This is a genomic window from Brachybacterium sp. P6-10-X1 (assembly GCF_001969445.1).
Classification (GTDB): domain Bacteria; phylum Actinomycetota; class Actinomycetes; order Actinomycetales; family Dermabacteraceae; genus Brachybacterium.
Window position 1 is genome coordinate 1,970,405 of sequence record NZ_CP017297.1, and the last position, 21,260, is coordinate 1,991,664.

18 protein-coding genes and 1 tRNA gene are annotated in these 21,260 nt (G+C 69.3%); 5 read left to right on the forward strand and 14 right to left on the reverse strand.

All coding sequences use genetic code 11. The features are described 5' to 3' along the window. Positions 1-24 precede the first annotated feature (24 nt). From BH708_RS09035 to BH708_RS09045, 3 genes are read right to left on the reverse strand one after another with little or no spacing between them, the layout of a single operon-like run. Entirely contained in the window at positions 25-2,850 is a 2,826-nt protein-coding gene (locus tag BH708_RS09035; protein WP_076808250.1) for a BTAD domain-containing putative transcriptional regulator, read from the reverse strand. 9 nt (positions 2,851-2,859) lie between these two features. Next, entirely contained in the window at positions 2,860-3,951 is a 1,092-nt protein-coding gene (locus BH708_RS09040; RefSeq protein WP_076808252.1) for a phosphotransferase family protein, read from the reverse strand. Positions 3,952-4,009: 58 nt separating this feature from the next. Further along, the gene (locus tag BH708_RS09045) at positions 4,010-4,807 is read right to left on the reverse strand and encodes a GrpB family protein (protein ID WP_371329998.1); all 798 of its coding nucleotides are present in this window, start codon (positions 4,805-4,807) and stop codon (positions 4,010-4,012) included. A 6-nt stretch (positions 4,808-4,813) separates the two neighbouring features. On the opposite strand from BH708_RS09045, the gene BH708_RS09050 reads away from it, so the two are divergent. Further along, positions 4,814-5,455 (forward strand): DALR anticodon-binding domain-containing protein, encoded by a 642-nt coding sequence (locus BH708_RS09050; RefSeq protein WP_371329999.1) that lies wholly within the window; start codon positions 4,814-4,816, stop codon positions 5,453-5,455. A 61-nt stretch (positions 5,456-5,516) separates the two neighbouring features. On the opposite strand, the gene BH708_RS09055 is transcribed toward BH708_RS09050, so the two are convergent. Both BH708_RS09055 and BH708_RS09060 read right to left on the reverse strand, forming a co-directional pair. Then, positions 5,517-5,589 (reverse strand) — tRNA-Lys (locus BH708_RS09055). 166 nt (positions 5,590-5,755) lie between these two features. Then, positions 5,756-7,267: a sodium:alanine symporter family protein gene (locus BH708_RS09060; RefSeq protein ID WP_076808255.1), complete on the reverse strand. Its 1,512-nt coding sequence runs from the start codon at positions 7,265-7,267 to the stop codon at positions 5,756-5,758. Between the two features lie 341 nt (positions 7,268-7,608). Between BH708_RS09060 and ectA the strand changes: the two genes are divergently transcribed. The 3 genes from ectA (at position 7,609) to BH708_RS09075 (ending at position 10,039) form a co-directional block, all read left to right on the forward strand. Continuing rightward, on the forward strand, positions 7,609-8,160 hold the full coding sequence (ectA, locus tag BH708_RS09065) for a diaminobutyrate acetyltransferase (protein ID WP_083713421.1): 552 nt from the start codon (positions 7,609-7,611) through the stop codon (positions 8,158-8,160). An 85-nt stretch (positions 8,161-8,245) separates the two neighbouring features. Beyond that, on the forward strand, positions 8,246-9,523 hold the full coding sequence (gene ectB / locus BH708_RS09070; RefSeq protein WP_076808257.1) for a diaminobutyrate--2-oxoglutarate transaminase: 1,278 nt from the start codon (positions 8,246-8,248) through the stop codon (positions 9,521-9,523). 123 nt (positions 9,524-9,646) lie between these two features. Continuing rightward, positions 9,647-10,039 carry an ectoine synthase gene (locus BH708_RS09075; RefSeq protein WP_076808258.1) on the forward strand — a complete coding sequence of 131 codons (393 nt, stop codon included), beginning with the start codon at positions 9,647-9,649 and terminating at the stop codon, positions 10,037-10,039. Between the two features lie 204 nt (positions 10,040-10,243). Here the strand turns inward: BH708_RS09075 and BH708_RS09080 are convergent, their stop codons facing one another. Further along, the gene (locus BH708_RS09080) at positions 10,244-10,840 is read right to left on the reverse strand and encodes a hypothetical protein (protein ID WP_157235830.1); all 597 of its coding nucleotides are present in this window, start codon (positions 10,838-10,840) and stop codon (positions 10,244-10,246) included. Positions 10,841-10,963: 123 nt separating this feature from the next. Between BH708_RS09080 and BH708_RS09085 the strand changes: the two genes are divergently transcribed. Further along, positions 10,964-11,644: a YigZ family protein gene (locus BH708_RS09085; protein WP_076808260.1), complete on the forward strand. Its 681-nt coding sequence runs from the start codon at positions 10,964-10,966 to the stop codon at positions 11,642-11,644. A 212-nt stretch (positions 11,645-11,856) separates the two neighbouring features. Here BH708_RS09085 and BH708_RS09090 read toward each other — a convergent pair whose 3' ends face one another. From BH708_RS09090 to nrdH, 8 genes are all read right to left on the reverse strand, one after another. After that, positions 11,857-12,141 (reverse strand): GlsB/YeaQ/YmgE family stress response membrane protein, encoded by a 285-nt coding sequence (locus tag BH708_RS09090; protein ID WP_076808262.1) that lies wholly within the window; start codon positions 12,139-12,141, stop codon positions 11,857-11,859. A gap of 229 nt (positions 12,142-12,370) precedes the next feature. After that, positions 12,371-13,339: a class 1b ribonucleoside-diphosphate reductase subunit beta gene (gene nrdF, locus BH708_RS09095; RefSeq protein WP_076808264.1), complete on the reverse strand. Its 969-nt coding sequence runs from the start codon at positions 13,337-13,339 to the stop codon at positions 12,371-12,373. Between the two features lie 109 nt (positions 13,340-13,448). Beyond that, the gene (locus BH708_RS09100; RefSeq protein WP_253705530.1) at positions 13,449-15,068 is read right to left on the reverse strand and encodes an MFS transporter; all 1,620 of its coding nucleotides are present in this window, start codon (positions 15,066-15,068) and stop codon (positions 13,449-13,451) included. 334 nt (positions 15,069-15,402) lie between these two features. Beyond that, positions 15,403-16,182, reverse strand: coding sequence for an IclR family transcriptional regulator (locus BH708_RS09105; RefSeq protein ID WP_076808265.1), 780 nt, complete (start codon positions 16,180-16,182; stop codon positions 15,403-15,405). A gap of 3 nt (positions 16,183-16,185) precedes the next feature. After that, positions 16,186-17,391: a D-2-hydroxyacid dehydrogenase gene (locus BH708_RS09110; protein WP_157235833.1), complete on the reverse strand. Its 1,206-nt coding sequence runs from the start codon at positions 17,389-17,391 to the stop codon at positions 16,186-16,188. 395 nt (positions 17,392-17,786) lie between these two features. Continuing rightward, positions 17,787-19,919: a class 1b ribonucleoside-diphosphate reductase subunit alpha gene (gene nrdE / locus BH708_RS09115; protein ID WP_076808267.1), complete on the reverse strand. Its 2,133-nt coding sequence runs from the start codon at positions 19,917-19,919 to the stop codon at positions 17,787-17,789. A 5-nt stretch (positions 19,920-19,924) separates the two neighbouring features. Beyond that, complete coding sequence (gene nrdI, locus BH708_RS09120; RefSeq protein ID WP_076808269.1) at positions 19,925-20,323, reverse strand: class Ib ribonucleoside-diphosphate reductase assembly flavoprotein NrdI; 399 nt, start codon at positions 20,321-20,323, stop codon at positions 19,925-19,927. 22 nt (positions 20,324-20,345) lie between these two features. After that, complete coding sequence (gene nrdH / locus BH708_RS09125; RefSeq protein ID WP_076808271.1) at positions 20,346-20,603, reverse strand: glutaredoxin-like protein NrdH; 258 nt, start codon at positions 20,601-20,603, stop codon at positions 20,346-20,348. Positions 20,604-21,260: the final 657 nt, after the last annotated feature.

The following is a 21,260-nucleotide window of genomic DNA, read 5'->3' on the forward strand; positions in this document are numbered from 1 at the left end:
GAGGACCCCGTCACGGCCGCGAGCTCACCGCCTGCGGCGCGGATCGACGTCGCCCTCGGGGCGGGCGATCATCGACTCGACCTGGTCGGCGAAGCCCAGTCCGTGCTGGGACGCGACCTGCTGGGCCAGGGCGCGGCCCTCCTCCAGCCGGCGGCGCGCCGACGGCAGGTCGCCGGAACGCAGGGAGCTGATCGCCCCGACGATCCTCCAGTAGGCCGCCTCGGACCAGAACCCCATGTCCTGGCAGATCTCCAGTGCCCGGTCAGCCGCGTCGGCGGCCCGTTCGGCGTGGCCCTCGACCTCGGCGACGCAGTACTGCACGCCGACCACGAGCGCCAGGCCGTACCCGCGATCGCCGACGGCGCGCAGCACGCTTTCGGGGTCACGGCCGTCCGGCAGTCCCCGGGGCGGCTCGCCGCGGTCCATCACGATGACCCAGTCGCGCTGGCACGCGGCCACGGCCGCCTCCCAGTCCATACCGCGTCGGATCAGGAGATCCACGGCGTCGTCGACGAGTCGCTCGCCCTCGTCATGCAGATCCGCCGCGAGGTACGCCATGCCCGCGAACCACTGCACCTCGGCACGTGCCGCCGCATCGTCGCCGAACAGCGCCAGGGCAGCAGTGATCCGCTCGCGGGCCTCGCCGCCCCCGGCGCCGAGGTCGAGCGCCGCGGCCAAGGTCGTCGCCGAGGCGAAGGCTCTGTCCCGGGGGCCGGGAAGCGCGGTCGCAGCGGCGAGGTCGCCGTGGAGGTCGGCCTGTCTGCCGCTCATCCAGGAGTACCAGAACGTCCCCAGGACCAGCGCCACCGCACGCTCTCCGTCCTGGGAGCCGACGGACTCGTGGAAGGCATGGCGCACGGGGACGCGTTCGGCCTCCATCCGCATCAGCCAGTCGCGCTGAGCAGATCCTCGAAGGCCGCGATCGGCTCGCCGGACCAGATCGAGATAGTGATCCAGGTGGCGACCTGCGACGGCGTCACGTTCACCGGCCTCCGTGAGCTTCTCGCCCGCGTAGGCGGCGATCGATTCCAGGAGACCGTAGCGAGCACCGGCCGGGGTGGAGATCATCGTGACCATGCTGCGGTCGACGAGGCTGGTGAGAGCGTCGACGACCTCTGCTCGCTCCGCCGACGTGCTGTCGCGGTTCTCGGACGGGTGAGCGCAGATCGTCTCGGCCGCCTCCAGCCCCATCGCGCCAGGATGGACCGCGAGGCGACGCAGCACTGCGCGCTCGGTCTCGCTGAGCAGCGACCAGCTCCAGTCGATCATGCCGCGCAGGGTCTGCCGGCGCCGCGGCACTCCGTGGCCGGGGCGGCGCAGGAGGTTGAGCCGATCGCTGAGGCGTTCCAGGAGGGCGTCGACGGTGAGCCCGCGGATGCGTGCGGCCGCCAATTCCAGTGCCAGGGGCAGCCCGTCCAGCCGCCGGCACAGCTCGGTCACGGTCGCCGTGCTGTCCTCGTCGAGCACGAACCCCGGGTCCGCGGCGCGGGCGCGCGCCACGAAGAACTCCACCGCCTCCGCAGGTTCGCCGTCACCTGGTTCCGTGCTGAGGGTGCCGACGTCGTCCCGCTGCTCCTCCGGCAGACCGAGCGGTTCGCGGCTGGTGGCCAGCACGCGCGCGCCGGCAGCGTGACGAAGGAGCTCGGCCACGAACGCCGCGACCTCGGTGACGACGTGCTCGCAGTTGTCCAGCACCAGCAGCGCCGTCCGCGCACCGAGGGCCTCTCCGACCCGATGCAGAGCATCGTCGGGGTCAGGGGCACCGACCTCCGCGACGCGCTGGATCAGGCCCATGGCGGACATCACCGAGCGGGCGATGCGCTCCCCGTGCCCTCCCTCGCCCACCGGCGTGGGCGACAGCTCGGTCAGGTCGATGAACCATACGCCGCGGTCGAACTCGGTCGCGCGCGCACGTGCGACGTGCAGCGCGAGGCGGGTCTTTCCCACTCCCCCGATGCCGGTCAACGTCACCAGGCGCGAGGCGTCCACCAGGCGGCCGAGCTCCTCGAGCTCGTCGTGCCGGCCGATCAGGGGTGCCGTCTCCGCCGGGAGGTTCGTGCGCGCCGGCACGTCGGGGGCGGGCTCGCGCGCCGCGCCGGGACCCAAGGATGGATCCTGGCGGAGGATCCTGGTGTGGAGCCCCTGCAGATGAGGGCCTGGGTCGATGCCGAGCTCGTCGGCGAGCCGAGTGCGCAGGGACTCGTACAGCGCCAGCGCCTCGTGCTGCCGGCCGAGCTGGTACAGGCCGTGCATCAGCGCTCCGATCAGCCGCTCCCGGCCGGGGTGCAGGGGCACCGCGGGCATGCCCGCGTCGATCGCCTCCTGGGGCTCGCCCAGCTCGACCAGCGTCTCGACGAGGAGCTCGACGGCGTCCCCGCGCGCCTGCGCCGACTCCGCGACGACCGGGGCGAGCCACTCCTCGTCGCGGACGTCGCCGTAGGGCTGCCCCCGCCACAGGTCCAGCGCCTCCCGCAGCGCCTCGGCCGTCCGCACAGGAGCGTCCAGCCGTCTCGCCCGCGCGAGAGCGGTGGCGAAGGTGCCCGCGTCGACGGCGTCGGGGCCGACCGCGAGCCGGTACCCCGCCGGCGTGCGCTCCAACAGCTCTCTCGCGCCGGGCTGCGCCGCGTCCAGGAGCGAGCGCAGGTGGGAGAGCTTGGCGCGCAACACAGCGCGGGGATCCCTCGGCGGGCTCTCGCCCCAGAGCCGGTCGATCAGCGCATCGGCCGGGATCGGCTCCCCTCCGGCGGCGACCAATGCGGCCAGGAGCAGGCGCAGCTTGCGCTCCGGCACGGGGACCGGGGCTCCCTCGACCGTCGTGAGACGAACGGGTCCCAGCACCTCGACCAGCATCCCCCCATCCTAGGGAGCGCGGTCATCCGTGGCCGGGCTCCCGGCGTCGCGGGCCCCTCGGGGCGCCGACTCGTGCCGGGGGCGAGCCTCAGCGCCGCCGGAGGGTCGGGTCCAGCAGCGAGGGCGGGGCGTCGTTCCCAGCGACTTCCGACGGAGGTGCATGGACCAGGATTCGGGCGCGGCGTCGGCGGTGAACGCGAGGAGCTCGAGCAACGTCGCACTCCGCGGCGCTGCCCAGTTGCGATCCTCCGACGTGGACGGCTCCTTCATCAGGCGCGCCAGCGCGAGGTAGAGGTGGTACCAGAGCGCATCGCGCTCGAGAGCGAGGCTCCCGCCCGCCTCATCCGCCGGCGGCGCAACCCCCTGCGCTGAGCGGTACCCGGACAGCAGGTCGGGCAACTCTCGGATCGGCAGGCCGACGAGATCGCGAGCAGGCGATCCCCATTCGGCGCAGCCCCAGTCCAACATTGCGGAGACCCGTCCCCCGCGATCGACCATCACGTTCGCGGGGATCACGTCTCGGTGGAGGAGCACCGGATCCGCCTGCGACGGACCCTCGGGCTGCAGAAGGGCGAACTGTTCCCCGAGCCACTCGTGCTGCGCACTGCCGATCTCTCCCGCGTCCAGGAGTCGGCCGAGCAGCTCCGAGGGGGAGAACGTGAAGGGTTCGGGGATCGCCCCGATGGGCTCGACCGCGCTGTACCGGATCTGGTGGAGCGACGCCAGGATCTCGCCGAGTGATCCGAGCGCACATCGGCGCTCCGCCGAACCTGGTGGCTGTTCTGCCAGAGTCGTGCCATGCACCCGCTGCAGGACCATGTACGGCACTCTCACGACGCTCGACGACGCGTCGTAGCGGACGAGTTCCGGTGTCGGTACGCCGGCGTCCCGGACCAGAGGGATGACGTCGGCCTCCTTCGCGAGCTGCTCCGCAGCCGCGGGCGTGCGCGGGATGCGCAGGACCAGCTCGTCGCCGAGGAAGACCGTGACGTTCACCTGGCCCTGGGTGGGCACGGGCACCACGTCCTTCTCCGCCACGCCATAGTGCGCCGCCACGGCGTGCACGTCGTCGGTGAACGGCTCCGCATCGGTCATCGTCATGGCGTGCGGTCTCCTCCTGCGGTGCTCTGCGGAACTGTCGACGCGATCTTGCACCTCGCTACTTGTCCCACGCCTCGACGGGCGGAAGACCACGACTCTCGCGCTCGTCATTCAGCAATTCCTGGATGAGAGAACTCTTCGCTGCGGTGTAGGCGCGCCCATCGGTGGTCCCGGCGATCTCTTCCTTGAGCTGCTGGTACCTGCGGCGGGCATCCTCATCCTGGAGCAGTTTGTCGCGGAAGAGCCGTTGGTTGCAGTGCGGCCATTGCTCGGCGCTGAAGACATGCAGGATGTGGGTGCGTCGGGCTTCGGCACTGCGCACGTACACGGCGTGGTTCTTCGGGCCCGTGACGTGCGAGGCGCACCCGAGGCCTTCCAGCGCCTCCCCCATCGCGAAGGGGTCCGCGCCCTCGACAGCCCGTGCCGCCATGTCGATGATCGGCTTCGCGAGGAGTCCGGGGACTGCCGTGCTCCCGATGTGCTCGATCGCGTCGACCCTCCCACCCAGCACAGCCGAAGCCTCGTCCGCGGCGTGAACGAATGAACCCGCCCAAGCCTCATGATGCGGCTGCAGCTCGACCATGGCGGTGACACTACCCGCTCGCCTGGCGGACCTTCCGGAGCGGAATGCTCGCATCGTCGGCTCCAGGGCGATCCCTGTAGCCGACGTGGGTGACTCGCTCGCCGTCTGGCTGCGCACCACGGCCTTCGGCGACGACTCGGCGACGACAAGGATGGTGTCGTCATCTAGTCCGACCGCCAGCCCGCCTACATCTCCGGCGACCTTGCGTACTACCTCGACAAGCGCGAACGCGGATTCGACCGCTGCTTGGTGATGCTCGGTGCAGATCACCACGGTTACGTGCAGCGCCTCATGGCAATGTGCTCGGCTTTCGGCGATGAGCCCGGAATCAACCTCCAGGTCCTCATCGGTCAGATGGTCAACCTTGTGCGCGAAGGTCGTCCGGTGCGCATGTCGAAGCGAGCCGGCACCATCGTCACGCTCGAGGATCTCGTCGAGATCGTGGGCGTGGACGCGGCGCGGTATGCCCTCGTGCGGAGCTCGGCCGACACCAACCTCGACATCGACCTCGACATCCTTGAGAAGCGCTCGAACGAGAATCCGGTCTTCTCTGTCCAGTACGCCCACGCTCGCACCATCAACGTCGCGCGTAACGCGGCCGACCGGGGCATCACACGCGCGGCGTTCCAGCCTGAGCTGCTCGAGCACGAGACCGAGGCTGCACTGCTCGGCGCCCTCCAAGAGTTCCCCCGCATCGTCAGGTTCGCCGCGGAGGTGCGCGAGCCGTACCGCGTCGCCCACTTCCTTGAGGAGCTCGCCGGGCTGTACCACCGGTGGTATGGCAACTGCCGCGTGACGCCCAAGGGTGATGCGCCGACTGGGCCAGTGCACGACACGCGCCTCTGGCTGAATGATGCCGCGGGCCAGGTCTTCCGCAACGGCCTCGGCCTGCTCGGAGTCAGCGCGCCCGAGCGCATGTGATGATTCCCCGGCGACAACCGTTTCACGCGCGCCCCGGCGCGCGGGTGTACTCGGACCTGAGTGGGCCCGGAGGGGATCGAACCCTCGACCCGCGGATTAAAAGTCCGATGCTCTGCCAACTGAGCTACAGGCCCTGACCCGCTTTGCGGGCCCGTCCATCGTAGCGGCGCGGGAGCGACATGGACGACGCCGGGGAGGTGGGTGTGAGCCGCCTCCCCGGCGCCGACGATCATGCGGTGGATCGCGGAGCACCGCACGAGCGGCAGCTCGCGCGCACGCACGGGAACCCGCGGCCCGCACTCAGCTCTGCGAGCTCGCCAGCTCCCGCGCGCGCTGGTAGTCGGCCACGTCCTCGTCCTCCCAGACCTCGACGTTCTTGATCTCGGGCAGGTCCGAGGCCAGGAAGATCGGGTCGAGGCCCTGAGCGCGCTGGGCGTTGTAGTGGCGCAGCAGCTTCACGGCGGTGGGGGTGAGGATCGCGATCACCACCAGGTTCACCAGGGCGATGAACACCATGGAGACCCCGGCGATGGTCCACGCCAGGTCGACTGCGATCGCGGAGCCGATGAACACCAGCGCCACCACGGCGGCTCCGAAAGCGATGTGCCAACCGCGCTTGGAGGTCAGGAAGTGCATGTTCGCCTCGCCGTAGGAGAAGTTCCCCAGCACCGAGGTGAAGGCGAGCAGGAACATGATCACCGCGAGCAGGATCGCGGCCCAGGCACCGAGGTTGCTCGACAGCGACTCCTGCACCATCACCAGCCCCTCACCGCCGGCCGAGACGTCGGGGAAAGCGACCAGCACGATGAACGCGGTGATGGAGCAGATCAGGATCGTGTCGAAGTAGACGCCGAGGGTCTGGACCAGGCCCTGCTTGACCGGGTGGCTCACCGAGGCGGTCGCGGCGACGTTCGGGACCGAGCCCATGCCGGCCTCGTTCGAGAGCATGCCGCGCTGGACGCCGTTGACGATGGCGGCGCCGATGCCGCCGCCGATGGCGGCCTGCGGGTTGAAGGCCCCCTCGACGATCTGGGTGATCACGCGCGGCAGCTCACCGACGTTCATGCCGACGATGAGGATGCCGATGATCAGATAGATGACCGCCATGATCGGGACCATGTTCTGCGCGACGGTCGCCACGCGGCGCATGCCGCCGAAGACGATCCCGGCGGTGAGGGCGGCCAGCAGCACGCCCAGGACGACGGGCAGCCAGGGCATCGCGGCCGGGTCGGTGTAGATGGCGACGGCGCCGGTGACCGCGTCGACGATGGTGTTGGCCTGCAGCGAGGTGAAGGCGAAGGCGAAGCAGAAGATGAACAGGATCGCGAAGAACACCCCGAATCCGCGGCTGCCCAGCCCGCGCTGGATGTAGAAGGCCGGTCCACCTTTGTAGGTGTCGGCGGCCCGAGTCTTCCACAGCTGGGCGAGGGTGGACTCGATGAAGCTGGCCGCGCCGGTGAGCAGGCACATGACCCACATCCACAGCACTGCGCCCGGGCCGCCCAGGAAGATGGCCCCGGCCACGCCGGAGACGTTCCCGGTGCCCACACGCGCTGCGGCGGAGATGGAGAAGGCCTGGAAGGCGCTGAGGGACTTGGTGCGCTCGCCGCGCCCGTGTCCCTTTCCGGCCTGCTCGCGCTGGGCCTTCTGCGTGATCGCCCCGAACATCGCCGGGATCATGCGGATCTGGACCGCACCGCTGCGGATCGTGAAGTAGAGGCCGAGCACGATGACCACGGGCATCCCTGCCCAGGTCCACAGCCAGCCCTCGGCATTGCCGAGGAACTCGTTCAGGGTCTCGAGGGGGTTCATGACCCCGACGGTACCGAGCCGGGCGCCGGGCGGTCCGCCGATTCCACCATCTCGATCCCGTCTCGCCCGCCGACGACGCCGTTGTCTCTCGCGCGCGCGAGGATCGTGCCGCGCCACACAAGGGAGTGACACATGCCACACCGGAGAGTCGCAGCTCTCGTCATGACCCCTCGGGTTCCCGACGAAACCCCAGCTCAGCACGTATAGGCGGGGGTTGTCCGACAATCCGGCTGTCAGACCTGCTGGGATCACGTTTGCGTCACGACACTCCGAGGATCCCCGTCCGCCCCGAGGCCGGGGGTCCACATTCGTCGCCACTGTCGATAGCGTGGGGAACCGTTATGGGCCAGCTGACAACCAGTTCCGACCACCACTCCTCGACCCGAGACATCACAGGGACCCCGGTCCCCGGCTTCGAGATCACCTCCCCCACCCGCCACCAGGGCGCCGACATGTGGCGCGTGGCCCGGGACAGCGGGACGCTGGACCTGAACACCTCCTACGCCTACCTCCTGATGGCGCGGGACTTCGCGGAGACCTCCCGCGTCGCAGTCCAGGACGGCGCCGTCGTCGGCTTCGTGCTCGGCTACCGTCGCCCGCTCGATCCCCAGTGCCTGTTCATCTGGCAGATCGCCGTCGACTCCTCGATGCGCGGCCGCAGGGTCGCCGCCCAGATGCTCGACGCGCTGGTCTCCGACCTGGCCGAGGTACGCACCCTGGAGACCACCATCACCGCGGACAATGCCGCCTCCCAGCGCCTGTTCGCCTCCTTCGCCGAGCGCCACGGCGCCGCCCACCGCATCGAGCCGCTCTTCGAGGAGGCCGACTTCCCGGACCCCGGGCACGGCGCCGAGCTGCTGCACCTGATCGGGGAGCTGACCTCCGGCTCCTGAGCGCCACCGAGCACGACCCGTCCCGACGGGCGCTCCCGCGCGCCCCAAGACCGCCAGACCACCCTCAACCCTCTAGGGAGAGAACATGACCACCACCGCTGATCACAGCAGCACCACGACCGCCTACGAGTCCGAGGTCCGCAGCTACTCCCGCGGCTGGCCCGTCACCTTCACCCACGCCAAGGGCAGCACACTGACCGCCGAGGACGGCCGGGAGTACACCGACTTCTTCGCCGGCGCCGGCACCCTGAACTACGGGCACAACCACCCCGAGCTGAAGAAGATCGTCATCGACCACTTCCTCGAGGACCGTGTGGTGCACGGCCTGGACATGTTCACCGACGTGCGCAGCCAGTTCCTGCAGTCCTTCAACGACCTCATCCTCGAGCCTCGCGATCTCGACTACAAGGTCGCGTTCCCCGGCCCGGGCGGCACCAACGCCGTCGAGGCCGCCCTGAAACTGGCCCGCAAGGTCACCGGGCGCGAGTCCGTCGTGAGCTTCACCAACGGCTTCCACGGCATGACCCTCGGCGCCCTGTCCGTCACCGGCAACTCGATGAAGCGCGGCGGCGCCGGCATCCCCCTGGTGCACTCCACCCCGATGCCGTTCGACGACTACTTCGGCCAGATCGTGCCGGACTTCATGTACCTCGAGCGTCTGCTCACCGACGGGGGCAGCGGCCTGAACAAGCCCGCCGCCGTGATCGTCGAGACCGTCCAGGGCGAGGGCGGCATCAACGCCGCACGCGCCGAGTGGCTGCGCGGCCTCGCCGAGCTCTGCAAGACGCACGACATCCTGCTGATCGTGGACGACATCCAGATGGGCTGCGGCCGCACCGGCGGCTTCTTCAGCTTCGAGGAGGCCGGCATCGAGCCGGACATGGTCACCCTGTCGAAGTCCATCAGCGGCTACGGCATGCCGCTCGCGCTGACCCTGATCAAGCCCGAGCTGGACATCTGGGAGCCGGGCGAGCACAACGGAACCTTCCGCGGCTTCGCCCCGGCCTTCGCCTCCGGCACCAAGGCCTTCGAGCTGTTCTGGAGCGACGACGAGCTGGAGAAGTCCACGATCTCCAAGGGCGCCTACGTCGAGAGCCGCTTCAACCAGATCGCCGCCCGACACGCCGACCAGCACGAGCTGATCGTCAAGGGCCGCGGCCTCGCCCGCGGGCTCGGGCTGCCCAACGGTGACCTGGCCGGCAAGGTCACCACTCAGGCCTTCGAGGAGGGCCTGCTCGTGGAGACCTCCGGCCCGGACGACGAGGTCGTCAAGCTGCTGCCGGCACTGACCATCCCCGATGACCAGCTGCGCGATGGCCTGGATATCATCGAGAAGGCCGTCGACGAGGCGCTGACCGCCTGAGTCACCCACTCCCCGTCGGCCCGCCCCCGTCCGTGGGGCGGGTCGACGCTGCTGAGCGCCTGCTCAGGACCTGAAGACCTGTTGATCCACGAAAACCACGAAAACCACGAAAGAGGTACCCCCATGCTCGTTCGCACCCTCGACGAGGTCACCGACACCGACGCCGACATCCAGTCGGAGAACTGGCGCTCCAAGCGCATCATCCTGGCCAAGGAGGGCGTCGGCTTCTCGGTCCACGAGACCACGCTGTACGCCGGGACCGAGAGCTACTTCTGGTACGCCAACCACATCGAGGCCGTGTTCATCACGCAGGGCGAGGGCACCATCGAGGACCTGGCCACCGGTGAGATCCACGAGCTGGCCCCCGGCAGCCTCTACCTGCTCAACGACCACGACAAGCACATCGTGCGTCCCCGCACCGAGATCAAGTGCGTGTGCGTGTTCAACCCGCCGGTGACCGGCCGTGAGGTCCACGACGAGAACGGCGTGTACCCGCTGGTGACCGAGAACGCCTGAGCCGTCCCCGTGACGCCGCCGTGCGGCGGCTGACGCGCGAAGGAGGGGCCCACCCGGAGCATCACGCTCCCGGTGGGCCCCTCCTTCGTGCTGTCGTCCGCCCGGCCCGCGGGCCTGGTGGCCCGTCGCCGGGCCGGCCCCCGGGCCTCGGGCCCGTCCCTCAGACCTCGGGCCCGTCCCGCGGACCTCGGGTCCCTGCAGGCCTTAGGCACGGGCGGCGCGCCTGCGCATGATCAGCAGGATCACGCCGATCGCCAGCAGCACGAAGCCGACGAAGCCGCCCCCGACGCCGAGCAGCACCCCGCCGACCGCGCCGAAGATCCCGCCGATCGAGACGGGCGGGCCGACGGCGACCGGGGTCCCTCCGCAGTCGATCTCGAACTCCCCGGACTCCTTGACCTCAGCGATGTCGAAGGACTCCCACTGGGTGCCGTCGATCGTCGTGGAGCTCGTGCGGTTCGGGCCGTCGCTGAGAGCGCCGTCCGAGGGGCCGACGACCTGGCAGCTCGGCATGGGCGTCCCGGCCTTCGCATAGAACTGCAGCAGATCGCCCTCCTCGGCCGTGACCGTGCCCGAGCCGCTGTCGAGCACCTCGATGTCGCTGATCCCGCCGGCGGCGCTGCTGATGCCGATCACCGTGATCACGATGCCCGCGATGACGCTCACCGCCAGGATCACGCCGCCGAGGACGATCAGGATCACGGGCGCCTTGCCGGTCTTCTTCGGCGTCGGAACGGGGCCGGATCCGGCTGGTCCGTACGGGCTCGCGCCCGGTTGTGGTGCGGGGTTCGGGACGGTCACGGGGTCCTCCTGGGCGTTCGGCATGGGCACGGGGACAGACGCGGGCCCGGGGTCCGGCAGGGGCCGCGGAGCGGGCACGGTCAGCGTAGCGCCCCTCACACGGCCCCCGCCTAGACTCGTGCCATGCCTGCTCCCCTCGTGCTCGCCGCCGACGTCGAGACCGAGCTGGTCGAGAAGCGCTCACGCTTCGTGACCCGTCTGCATCGGGTGGAGAGTCCCGAGCAGGCCGAGGCGCTGATCCGCGCCGCCCGCCGCGAGCACCCCGACGCACGCCACCACTGCACGGCGATGGTGCTGGGAGAGACGGAGCAGCGGGCGGAGGTCCACCGATCCAGCGACGACGGCGAGCCGTCCGGGACGGCGGGGATGCCGATGCTGCAGTCCTTGCTGCACGCCGGGATGGTCGACACCCTCGCGATCGTCATCCGCTACTTCGGCGGGATCAAGCTGGGGGCCGGGGGCCTGCTGCGCGCGTATACCGCCGGCGTCGAGCAGGCCGTCTCCACCGCCACGCTGCGTCGTCGCACCTCGCTCGCGGTCACCGAGATGGACGTGGGACTCGCGGAGATCGGCCTGGCGGAGAACGCCGTCCGCCTCTGGGCCGACGCTCGCGGGGCGCAGGTGGAGCCGACCGTCTACACGTCCCGGGACGCGACGCTGACGGTGCTGGTCGCCCCGGAGGACCTGGCCGCCCTGCGGGCGGACGTCGCCCGCTGGTCCTCCGGCCGGATCACGGTGGAGGAGACGGGGCGCCGGATGGCCGACGTCGCGCTCGAGACGGAAGCGCCGCAACAATCCTCCTGAACGCAGGGTCGCGCGAGGTGCCGTCAGGGCCCGGCATGACGGCGACCCGCTCGACACGACAGCGACCCGCTCGACATGACGGCGACCCGCTCGACACGACAGCGACCCGCTCGACATGACGACGCCCCGGCCAGACATGACACCGCCCCGGCACGACGGCGGCGCCGCCCCGAGGTCCGGGACGGCGCCGCCGTGACGCAGGTGAGGAGCGGTCAGTCGCGGTTCTTCGTGACCAGGCCGTAGATGGCCATCACGATGATGGCGCCGATGACCGACAGCAGGATCGTGCCGATGCTCCACGGGTTGTCCATGATGCCGCTGATCCCGTCGCCCCCGAAGAGGCTGCCGATGAACCCGCCGACGATCGCGCCGATGACTCCGAGGATGATGGTCATACCGAGGCCCATCGCCTGCTTACCGGGCATGAGCGCCCTGGCCAGGAGGCCGATGATGCCGCCGATGATGATCCACGAGATGATGAGCCAGAGAAGTCCCATGACTGCTTTTCCTCACTGTGCGGGAAAGGGGAAGCGATGCATGATGATTATCTGCCACGAGATCACGGCACGGCGAAGATCTCCGCATCGTCACAGGTCACAGCGGCGACCGGGCGGTCCGGCACGCAACGGGACGCATCAGACCGGGCCATGATGCGCTGACGGCGCCGGACCAGGTGGTCCGGCGCCGTCAGCGCACGTCACGGGCGGCGCCCGCGGTGGGATGGGATCAGAAGTCCCAGTCGTCGTCCTCGGTCTCGACGGCCTTGCCCATCACATAGCTGGACCCGGATCCGGAGAAGAAGTCGTGGTTCTCGTCGGCGTTCGGCGACAGGGAGGCGAGGATGGCAGGGTTCACGTCGGTCTGGTCCTGCGGGAACAGGCCCTCGTAGCCGAGGTTCATCAGCGCCTTGTTGGCGTTGTACCGCAGGAAGGTCTTGACCTCCTCGGTCCAGCCCACCGGGTCGTAGAGATCCTCGGTGTACTCCTCTTCGTTGTCGTACAGCTCCATGAGCAGCGAGAATGTGTAGTCCTTCAGCTCCTGCTGGCGCTGCGGGGTGGCCTTCTCGACAGCCTTCTGGAACTTGTAGCCGATGTAGTAGCCGTGGACCGCCTCGTCCCGGATGATCAGGCGGATGATGTCCGCCGTGTTGGTCAGCTCGCCACGGCTGGAGTAATGCATCGGCAGGTAGAAGCCGGAGTAGAACAGGAAGGATTCCAGCAGCGTGGAGGCGACCTTGCGCTTCTCCGGGTCATCGCCCGTGTAGTAGTCCATGACGATGTTCGCCTTCTTCTGCAGCGGCTCGTTGAACTCGCTCCAGCGGAAGGCCTCGTCGATCTGCTTGGTGTTCGACAGGGTCGAGAAGATCTGGCTGTAGGACTTGGCGTGCACCGACTCCATGAAGGCGATGTTCGTGTACACCGCCTCCTCGTGCTGGGTGATCGCGTCAGGGATCAGCGAGACCGCGCCGACGGTGCCCTGGACGGTGTCCAGCAGGGTCAGTCCGGTGAACACGCGCATCACCAGGTTCTGCTCCTGCTCGCTGAGCCGGTTCCAGGACTGGACGTCGTTGGACAGCGGGACCTTCTCGGGGAGCCAGAAGTTTCCGGTCAGGCGGTCCCAGACCTCCTGGTCCTTCGGGTCCGGGATCCGGTTCCAGTTGATCGCCTGGACCGTCGTCTTCAGGTGGTCGTTCACCGCAGCCTCACTAGCTCCTCAGGGGTCGTCTCGGATGCTCTCCAGTCTAGGCAGAGGGGCCGTCGAACTCGCCCAAGGACCGCTTCCCGGCGCGGTGGCTTCGAACACCTCATCCGGCGGGGCCCGTCGCGGCCGCGGACGGAGCGGCGCGGTCTCCGGTTGCTCCCGAGGTGTCGACGGGCTTCGGGGCGTCGACGGGCTTCGGGGCGTCGACGGGCTTCGGGGCGTCGGCGGGCTTCGGGGCGTCGGCGGGCTTCGGGGCGCCGGCAGATATCGAGGTCCCGGAGCCCTTCAGGGTGTCGGCGCGCTCCGGTTCTCCGGTGCCCTCCGGGGTGAGAGTGATGTCCGTGGCGGTGTCGTACTCGGTCTGCGAGATGCGCAGGGCGTCCTCCGTCCGCAGCAGGTCGCGTGCGCGGGTCTCGGGGACCAGGAAGGTCGCGGCGGTGGTGATGGCCGCGAGGGTCGCCATGTACAGGGCCAGGACCATCCAGTTGCCGCCGGTCCAGGCGAGCAGCGCGGCGCCGAGCACGCCGGCCAGTCCTCCGGCGAGGACGGCGGAGATCTCGCGGGCCATGGCTACACCGAGGTAGCGGTGCCTGTTGCCGAACAGCTCCGGCAGCATCGCGCACTGCGGGCCGAGCATCGAGTTGACGGCCACGCCGAGGCCCACGGCGATCACGGCGATCGCGACGACCTCGTTGCCGAGGGAGAGCAGATACCAGGCGGGGACGGAGAAGACCAGCATGAAGACCGCGCCGAAGCGATACACGGGCACACGGCCGACGCGGTCGGAGATCCGCCCGGTCAACGGCACGGAGAAGATGCCGATCAGGGAGCCGAGGGTGACGCCCCAGGTGACCATCCCGCGGTCCATGCCGATGGCCGCGGAGGTCACGAAGGCCAGCGCGATCGACTGGAACATGTAGGAACCGCCGTTCTCGGCCATGCGCAGGCCGATGCCGACGACGACGCCGGCGCGGCCCCGGGTGAAGATCTCCCGGATCGGGCGCTCGGCGACCTGCTCCTGCTTCTCGAGCTGGATGAAGGACGGGGTCTCACGCAGTCGGGCGCGGATGAACAGGGCGATGAGGATCAGCCCCGCCGAGGCCAGGAACGGCAGCCTCCAGCCCCAGCTCAAGAAGGCCTCGTCCGGCAGCATGGTGAGCAGGAAGAACACGACGGAGGCGAGCAGCGTGCCGGCCTGGATGCCGATGAACGGCAGGGCCGAGAAGAAGCCGCGGCGCCGGACGGGCGCGTACTCGGCCATCAGCACCGTGGCCCCAGCCTGTTCGGCGCCGGCGCCGAAGCCCTGGGCGAGCCGCAGGACGACCAGCAGGATCGGCGCCAGCACACCGACCTGCTCGTACGTGGGCAGCACGCCGATCAGGGTGGAGGCGCCGCCCATGAGCAGGATCGTCGCCACCAGCACCCAGCGTCGCCCGATCCGGTCGCCGATGGTGCCGAAGAACAGTCCGCCGAAGGGACGGGCGAGGAAGCCGACGCCGTAGATGCCGAAGGCGGCGACCGTGGCCATCGCGGGATGGGCGCTGGAGAAGAACAGGCGGTCGAAGACCAGGGCGGTCATCAGGCCGTACATGGCGAAGTCGAAGTACTCCAGCGCGCTGCCGACGCTCGAGGACAGGGTCGCCCTCTTCAGGTTCGCGGCGTACTCCGCCGGGGACATCGTCCCCGCGCCGTCGGCGCGAGGAGCAGTGGGTGTCAAGCTCACGACATCTCCTTCGATGCGGTTCGCGGGCCACGTCGGAAGCGGGCCCCGGTCACGTTCACTGCGCCAACGTACTCTCTTTTGAACGATGTGCAACCCCTTGAACACGCGGTCATCCGCGACGAGATCCCGACCCCAACGGAGTCCGTCGGGCGAGAGCCGGCGAGCGTCGGCGGGAGTCAGCGGGAGTCAGTGGGAGTCAGCGAGCGTCGGCGGCAGTCAGCGCGATTCAGCGAGCGTCGGCCGCGCGCGCACGCCGCCCGGGCGGGAAGCGGGCGGGCGGGTGCGCGAGGACAGCCCGGCCCGGAGCATTCGGACGGGACTGGTCGCGGGCATCTCAGGCCGTGGCCTCCGGGCGTCGGGCCAGGGGGTTCGTCAGCCTCGTGGCGATACGGAGGACGGCCGCTCCGATGCGCTCGATGGTCGCGTCATCGGCCTCGTCAGTCGACAGGGCCACCCCGATCGCCATCGGCGGATCGCCCGGCCGCCACGGCTCCAGCGGCGCCGCGACGCCGTGGACCCCTTCGATGGACTCTCCGCGATCGACGGCGTAGCCGACCTCGCGGGCGCGGCGGATCCGCGCGCTGATCACGCCGGCGTCCCGGGAGGACCGGGAGGTGGGCGGGCGCAGCGCGTCCTGTCGGAGCAGAGGGGCGATCTGGTCCTCGGGCTCCCGGAGGAGCATCGCGGTCCCGACGGCGCAGTAGACCAGCGGCAGGCGGGACCCCAGCGGGGTGCCGAGACGGTGGCGACGACCCTCGTGACGAGCGAGGTAGATGGCATCGACCTCGTCACGGGTGGCGATCTGGACCACGTGCTCGGACAGCTGCGGATCCGCCTCCACGACGGTGAAGAACTCGCGAACCTGGTTGAACTGGAGGGCGAAGGACCCACCCAGCTCAGCCGTCCGCATGCCCAGCCGGTAGCCGCTGTCCACCCTCTGGATCATCCGTTCCGCCTCCAGGGCGGCGCAGATGTTGGAGGCGGAGGATTTCGCGATGCCGACGGCGCGGGCGATGTCGGACAGGGTCTGGGGGTTCCCGGCCGCCCTTTCGAGCACGTCGAGGATGCGCAGTCCGCGGGTGATGGCGGGCGAGGGGTCCCTGGTTTCGCTCATGGGTCAGTAGAACTCCACGGTGTCGACGACGTTTCGCAGCTCCCGGCCCTCGAGGTGACGGCGCAGGTTGTCGATGAACAGCTCCGCGATCCGCGCTTCCTCGGCGGAGGACAGTGCTGCGGTGTGCGGACTGATCAGGACATTCGGATGATCCCACAGCGGGCTGTCGGCGGGGAGGGGTTCGGTCGCGGTCACGTCGAGGGCCGCGAAACCGATCCGGCCGTCGTCCAGCGCGCCCACCAGGGCGTCCTCGTCCACCACGGTGCCGCGGCCGACGTTGACCAGGATCATGCCGGGCGCTGCGGACTCCAGCAGCCCCTCCCCCACCAGGCCGTCGGTCGACGCGGTCCCGGGGAGGGTGAGGACCACGGCGTCGGCGCGGGAGAGGGCCCGCGGGAGCTGATCCATCGGCACCAGCTCGTCCACGTGCGGGACGGGGGTGCTGCTGCGCGAGGAGCCCAGCACCCGACTGCCGAGGGCGGAGAACGTCAGCGCGCAGGCACGCCCGATCCCGCCGAGGCCGAGGATCAGGATCGTCATGTCCTCGAGCTGTCGCATCTCCCAGCGCTCGCCCCAGTGGTGGTCCCTCTGCAGCGACGTCAGGCGCGGAAGCGTCTTGGCGCCGGCCAGCACGCCGAAGAGGGCGAACTCGGCCAGGGGCGAGCCGTGCACCCCGGCGGAGGTCGTCACCGCGACCCGCTCGAGCTCCTCCGATGCGAGGCCCGCGGCCCGCAGCTGGGACCCGCCGCCGGCGGCCATCGCCTGCACCCAGCGCAGGCGGGGGTTGGCGCGCACGGTCCTTGCCAACTGCGCGGGGTCGACGTCCGGGAGGCTGAACAGCACGTCAGCAGAATCGACCATCGCCTCGTAGGCACGCTGCTGCTCCGGGGAGCGGCGGTGGTCGGGGTCCCCGCTCCAGTCGGCCGGCCCCCGGCGAGGGTGGTACAGGGCGTGGTCCCACACGACGTCCACCTCGGGCACCCGCCGCCGGACCTCCTGGCACAGCGGTTCCGGGAGATCGACGGCGATCACGACGCGGGGACGCCCGGACCCGGCCTCGCTGGTCCCTGCCGGGGCCTCGCGGGCCTGCGGGGCGCGAGCGGCCTCGCCGGTCCCTGCCGGGGCCTCGCGGGCCTGCGGGGTGCGAGGGGAACGGGACCCCCGAGCCCCCTCGGGAGGCTCGTGCGCGCTGAGGGGGTGCTGGGTCATGGGAGCTCCTGTGCTCGATGTCGACGGCTGGCGGGCCGGGCGCCGCGTCCGGGCCCTCGATCACTGTACAAGCATGTCCAATGGGTTGGCCGCTGTTCTCTGTATTGCACTGCGGCATGACGCCAGGTCATCTCACCGGCACGTGGCACCGCGGGCTCCGCCCCTCCAGGCCCCTCCGGCACGGGCCAGGCCCGGATTCCCGCCACGGCGGATCCATGACGCTCCCCCGCCCTTCATCGGAGGACACCACCTGGGCGGACCCGTGGATTCGAGGCATCGCGCGAGGGCCGACCGCCCGCCGACCGCCATCGACCGTCCCCGTGACAGACGCCGACGGGCGGGCCTCCCCGGAAGGAGACCCGCCCGTCGGCGTCGTGCGAGATCGCGGTGCGAGCTCAGAGCATGCAGCTGACGCAGCCCTCGACCTCGGTGCCCTCGATCGCCATCTGACGCAGGCGGATGTAGTACAGGGTCTTGATGCCCTTGCGCCAGGCGTAGATCTGCGCCTTGTTGATGTCACGCGTGGTGGCGGTGTCCGGGAAGAACAGCGTCAGCGACAGGCCCTGGTCCACGTGCTGGGTGGCCTCGGCGTAGGTGTCGACGATCTTCTCGTAGCCGATCTCGTACGCGTCCTCGTAGTACTCGAGGTTGTCGTTGGTCATGTAGGGCGCGGGGTAGTAGACCCGGCCGATCTTGCCTTCCTTGCGGATCTCGATCTTGGAGACGATCGGGTGGATCGAGCTCGTGGAGTGGTTGATGTAGGAGATCGACCCGGTCGGCGGGACCGCCTGCAGGTAGGCGTTGTACATGCCGTGGGCCGCGACCTCCTCGCGCAGCTGCTTCCAGTCCTCCTGAGTGGGCAGGTGCACGCCGGAGTCCTCGAACAGGCCGCGGACCTTCTCGGTGCGGGGCTCCCACACCTGGTCGATGTACTTGTCGAAGTACGCACCGGTGCCGTAGGCCGAGTTCTCGAAATCGTAGAAGACCTCACCGCGCTCCTTGGCGATCTTGTTCGACGCCTTGATGGCGTTGAACGTGACCGCGTAGAAGTACATGTTCGTGAAGTCCAGACCCTCCTCGGAGCCGTAGAAGATGGACTCCCGCGCCAGGTAGCCGTGGAGGTTCATCTGCCCCAGGCCGATCGCGTGCGACTTGCGGTTGCCCTCGGCGATCGTCGGCACCGACTCGATGTCCGAGTGGTCCGAGACGGAGGTCAGACCGCGGATCGCCGTCTCGATCGTCCGCGAGAAGTCCTGTGAGTCCATCGCCTTGGCGATGTTCATCGAGCCGAGGTTGCAGGAGATGTCCCGGCCGAGCTCGTCGTAGGTCAGGTCGACGTTCATCGACGACGGGGTCGAGACCTGCAGGATCTCCGAGCACAGGTTCGAGTGGGTGACCTTTCCGGGGATCGGGTTGGCCCGGTTCACGGTGTCCTCGAACATGATGTACGGGTAGCCGGACTCGAACTGGATCTCCGCGAGATTCTGGAAGAAGTCGCGCGCCTTGATCTTCTTCTTGGAGATGTTCGGGTTGTCGACCATATCGTGGTAGACGTCCGAGACGTTGACCTCGGCGAACGGCTTGCCGTACTCGCGCTCCACGTCGTACGGGGAGAACAGGTACATCGGCTCGTTGCGCTTCGCGAGCTCGAAGGTGATGTCGGGGATGACCACGCCGAGGGAGAGGGTCTTGATGCGGATCTTCTCGTCGGCGTTCTCGCGCTTGGTGTCCAGGAACCGCAGGATGTCCGGGTGGTGCGCGTTGAGGTACACGGCCCCGGCGCCCTGGCGGGCCCCCAGCTGGTTCGCGTAGGAGAAGGAGTCCTCGAGCAGCTTCATGACCGGGATGACGCCGCTGGACTGGTTCTCGATGTGCTTAATCGGCGCACCGTACTCGCGCAGGTTGGACAGCAGCAGTGCGACGCCGCCGCCGCGCTTGGACAGCTGCAGCGCGGAGTTGATGGAGCGCCCGATGGACTCCATGTTGTCCTCGATGCGCAGCAGGAAGCAGCTCACGAGCTCGCCGCGCTGGGCCTTGCCCGCGTTAAGGAAGGTGGGGGTGGCCGGCTGGAAGCGGCCGTCGAGGATCTCGTCGACCAGGTTCCGGGCGAGCTGCTCGTCCCCCTCGGCGAGGGTGAGGGCCACCATCACCACGCGGTCCTCGAAGCGCTCCAGGTACCGCTTGCCGTCGAAGGTCTTCAGCGTGTACGAGGTGTAGTACTTGAACGCGCCGAGGAAGGTCGGGAAGCGGAACTTCTTCGCGAAGGCCTGCTCCGACAGGGACTCGATGAAGGAGAAGTCGTACTGGGCGAGCACCTCGGGCTCGTAGTACTTGTTCTCCACCAGGTAGTCCATCTTCTCGCGCAGCGAGTGGAAGAACACCGTGTTGGGGTTCACGTGCTGCAGGAAGTACTCCCGAGCGGCGAGGCGGTCCTTGTCGAACTGGATCCTGCCGTCGGCTCCGTAGAGGTTGAGCATCGCGTTCAGCGCGTGGAAGTCGAGCTGCCTGTTGTGCTCGACCGGGGGCATCTCGGTCAGTGTCGCCAAAACTCTTCCAATCCGTCGTGCACCCGCTGCACATCGCGGGGGGTGCCGAACAGCTCGAACTTGTACATGTACGGGACGCGGCACTTGGCGGAGATGATGTCCCCGGCCAAGCAGTACGCCTCCCCGAAGTTGGTGTTCCCCGCACCGATCACGCCCCGGATCCGTGCCCGGTTGCGTTCGTCGTTGAGGAACTTGATGACCTGCTTGGGCACGGCACCGCGGCCGTTGCCCCCGCCATAGGTCGGGACCACGAGGACGAACTCCTCGTCGGCGACGAGGTGCTCCTCCTTGGGGTAGAGCGGGATGCGCGACGCCGGCATCCCGAGCTTCTCGACGAAGCGGCGCGTGTTGCCCGAGACCGAGGAGAAGTAGACGAGGTTGGTCACGCCGACACCTCCCGGAGGCCGATCAGATCGCGGTGGCGCGGCGCTCCGCGCCGGCGCCCGCCGAGAGCGCCTTGATCTTGTCGGGCCGGAAGCCGGCCCAGTGGTCCTGCTCGGTGATGACGACCGGGGCCTGGACGTAACCCATCGACTTGATGCGGGCGAGCGCGTCGGCATCCTCGGTGATGTCGACGACGTCATAGGCCACGCCCGCCTTGTTGAGGGCGCGCTTGGTCGCGTCGCACTGCACGCAGAGGGGCTTGGAGTACACGGTGATGTCCAAGGGAAGGGCCTTTCTCGAGCGCCGCGCCGACGGCGCGAAGAGGGTGGTTTCTTGCTGGTGGTACAGGAGGTCCTCAGACCGTGTCGCGGAGCTCCGGAATCTCCCCACCACCCCCGGCTCCATGGCTTCTGAAGCGGCGGCTGGTCCCCGGGGAGACCGGATCACTGCGACAACGTCAACACTACACCTAGTGGTGCCTCGACGGAACGACCACAAGATGTACTGAGTTACAACCCTGTCATCCACAATCGGGTGTTGATGGGTTGTGGACGGATCGGGAGGAGTGGGGACAGGGCGCGGGGCCCACGCACGAAAGCCGAGGACCCGTGCACACAGCAGTGTGGACGAGGGGTCCGACAGACGGTCCCGACGGTGGATGACGCACGGCCCGCAGGGCCCGGGACAGCCCCGGATCGGACCGGACGTGAGGTGGATCCTCGGCGTGTCCGAGGTGCGTCCCGGCGTGTCGTCGGCGTGTCGTGATCCGGCCTCCCGGTGCGGCGGCATCGGCGTCCCGGCGTGTCGTCGGCGTGTCGTGATCCGGCCTCCCGGTGCGGCGGCATCGGCGTCCCGGCGTGTCGTGCGCGCGCCTCCGGGCATGTCGGGTCCGCGCCCGGATCGACCCGGCTCCGGGACGCCCGGTGCATGCACAGGACC

What these genes read in the sequence shown, in the direction of transcription:
- BH708_RS09060 (WP_076808255.1), bottom strand. Translation starts at nt 7,267, where the DNA reads ATGAACCCCCTCGAGACCCTGAACGAGTTCCTCGGCAATGCCGAGGGC.
- BH708_RS09090 (WP_076808262.1), bottom strand. Translation starts at nt 12,141, where the DNA reads ATGGGACTTCTCTGGCTCATCATCTCGTGGATCATCATCGGCGGCATC.
- BH708_RS09085 (WP_076808260.1), top strand. Translation starts at nt 10,964, where the DNA reads ATGCCTGCTCCCCTCGTGCTCGCCGCCGACGTCGAGACCGAGCTGGTC.
- BH708_RS09040 (WP_076808252.1), bottom strand. Translation starts at nt 3,951, where the DNA reads ATGACGATGACCGATGCGGAGCCGTTCACCGACGACGTGCACGCCGTG.
- BH708_RS09035 (WP_076808250.1), bottom strand. Translation starts at nt 2,850, where the DNA reads ATGCTGGTCGAGGTGCTGGGACCCGTTCGTCTCACGACGGTCGAGGGA.
- BH708_RS09075 (WP_076808258.1), top strand. Translation starts at nt 9,647, where the DNA reads ATGCTCGTTCGCACCCTCGACGAGGTCACCGACACCGACGCCGACATC.
- BH708_RS09105 (WP_076808265.1), bottom strand. Translation starts at nt 16,182, where the DNA reads ATGAGCGAAACCAGGGACCCCTCGCCCGCCATCACCCGCGGACTGCGC.
- ectA (WP_083713421.1), top strand. Translation starts at nt 7,609, where the DNA reads ATGGGCCAGCTGACAACCAGTTCCGACCACCACTCCTCGACCCGAGAC.
- nrdE (WP_076808267.1), bottom strand. Translation starts at nt 19,919, where the DNA reads ATGCCCCCGGTCGAGCACAACAGGCAGCTCGACTTCCACGCGCTGAAC.
- ectB (WP_076808257.1), top strand. Translation starts at nt 8,246, where the DNA reads ATGACCACCACCGCTGATCACAGCAGCACCACGACCGCCTACGAGTCC.
- BH708_RS09110 (WP_157235833.1), bottom strand. Translation starts at nt 17,391, where the DNA reads ATGACCCAGCACCCCCTCAGCGCGCACGAGCCTCCCGAGGGGGCTCGG.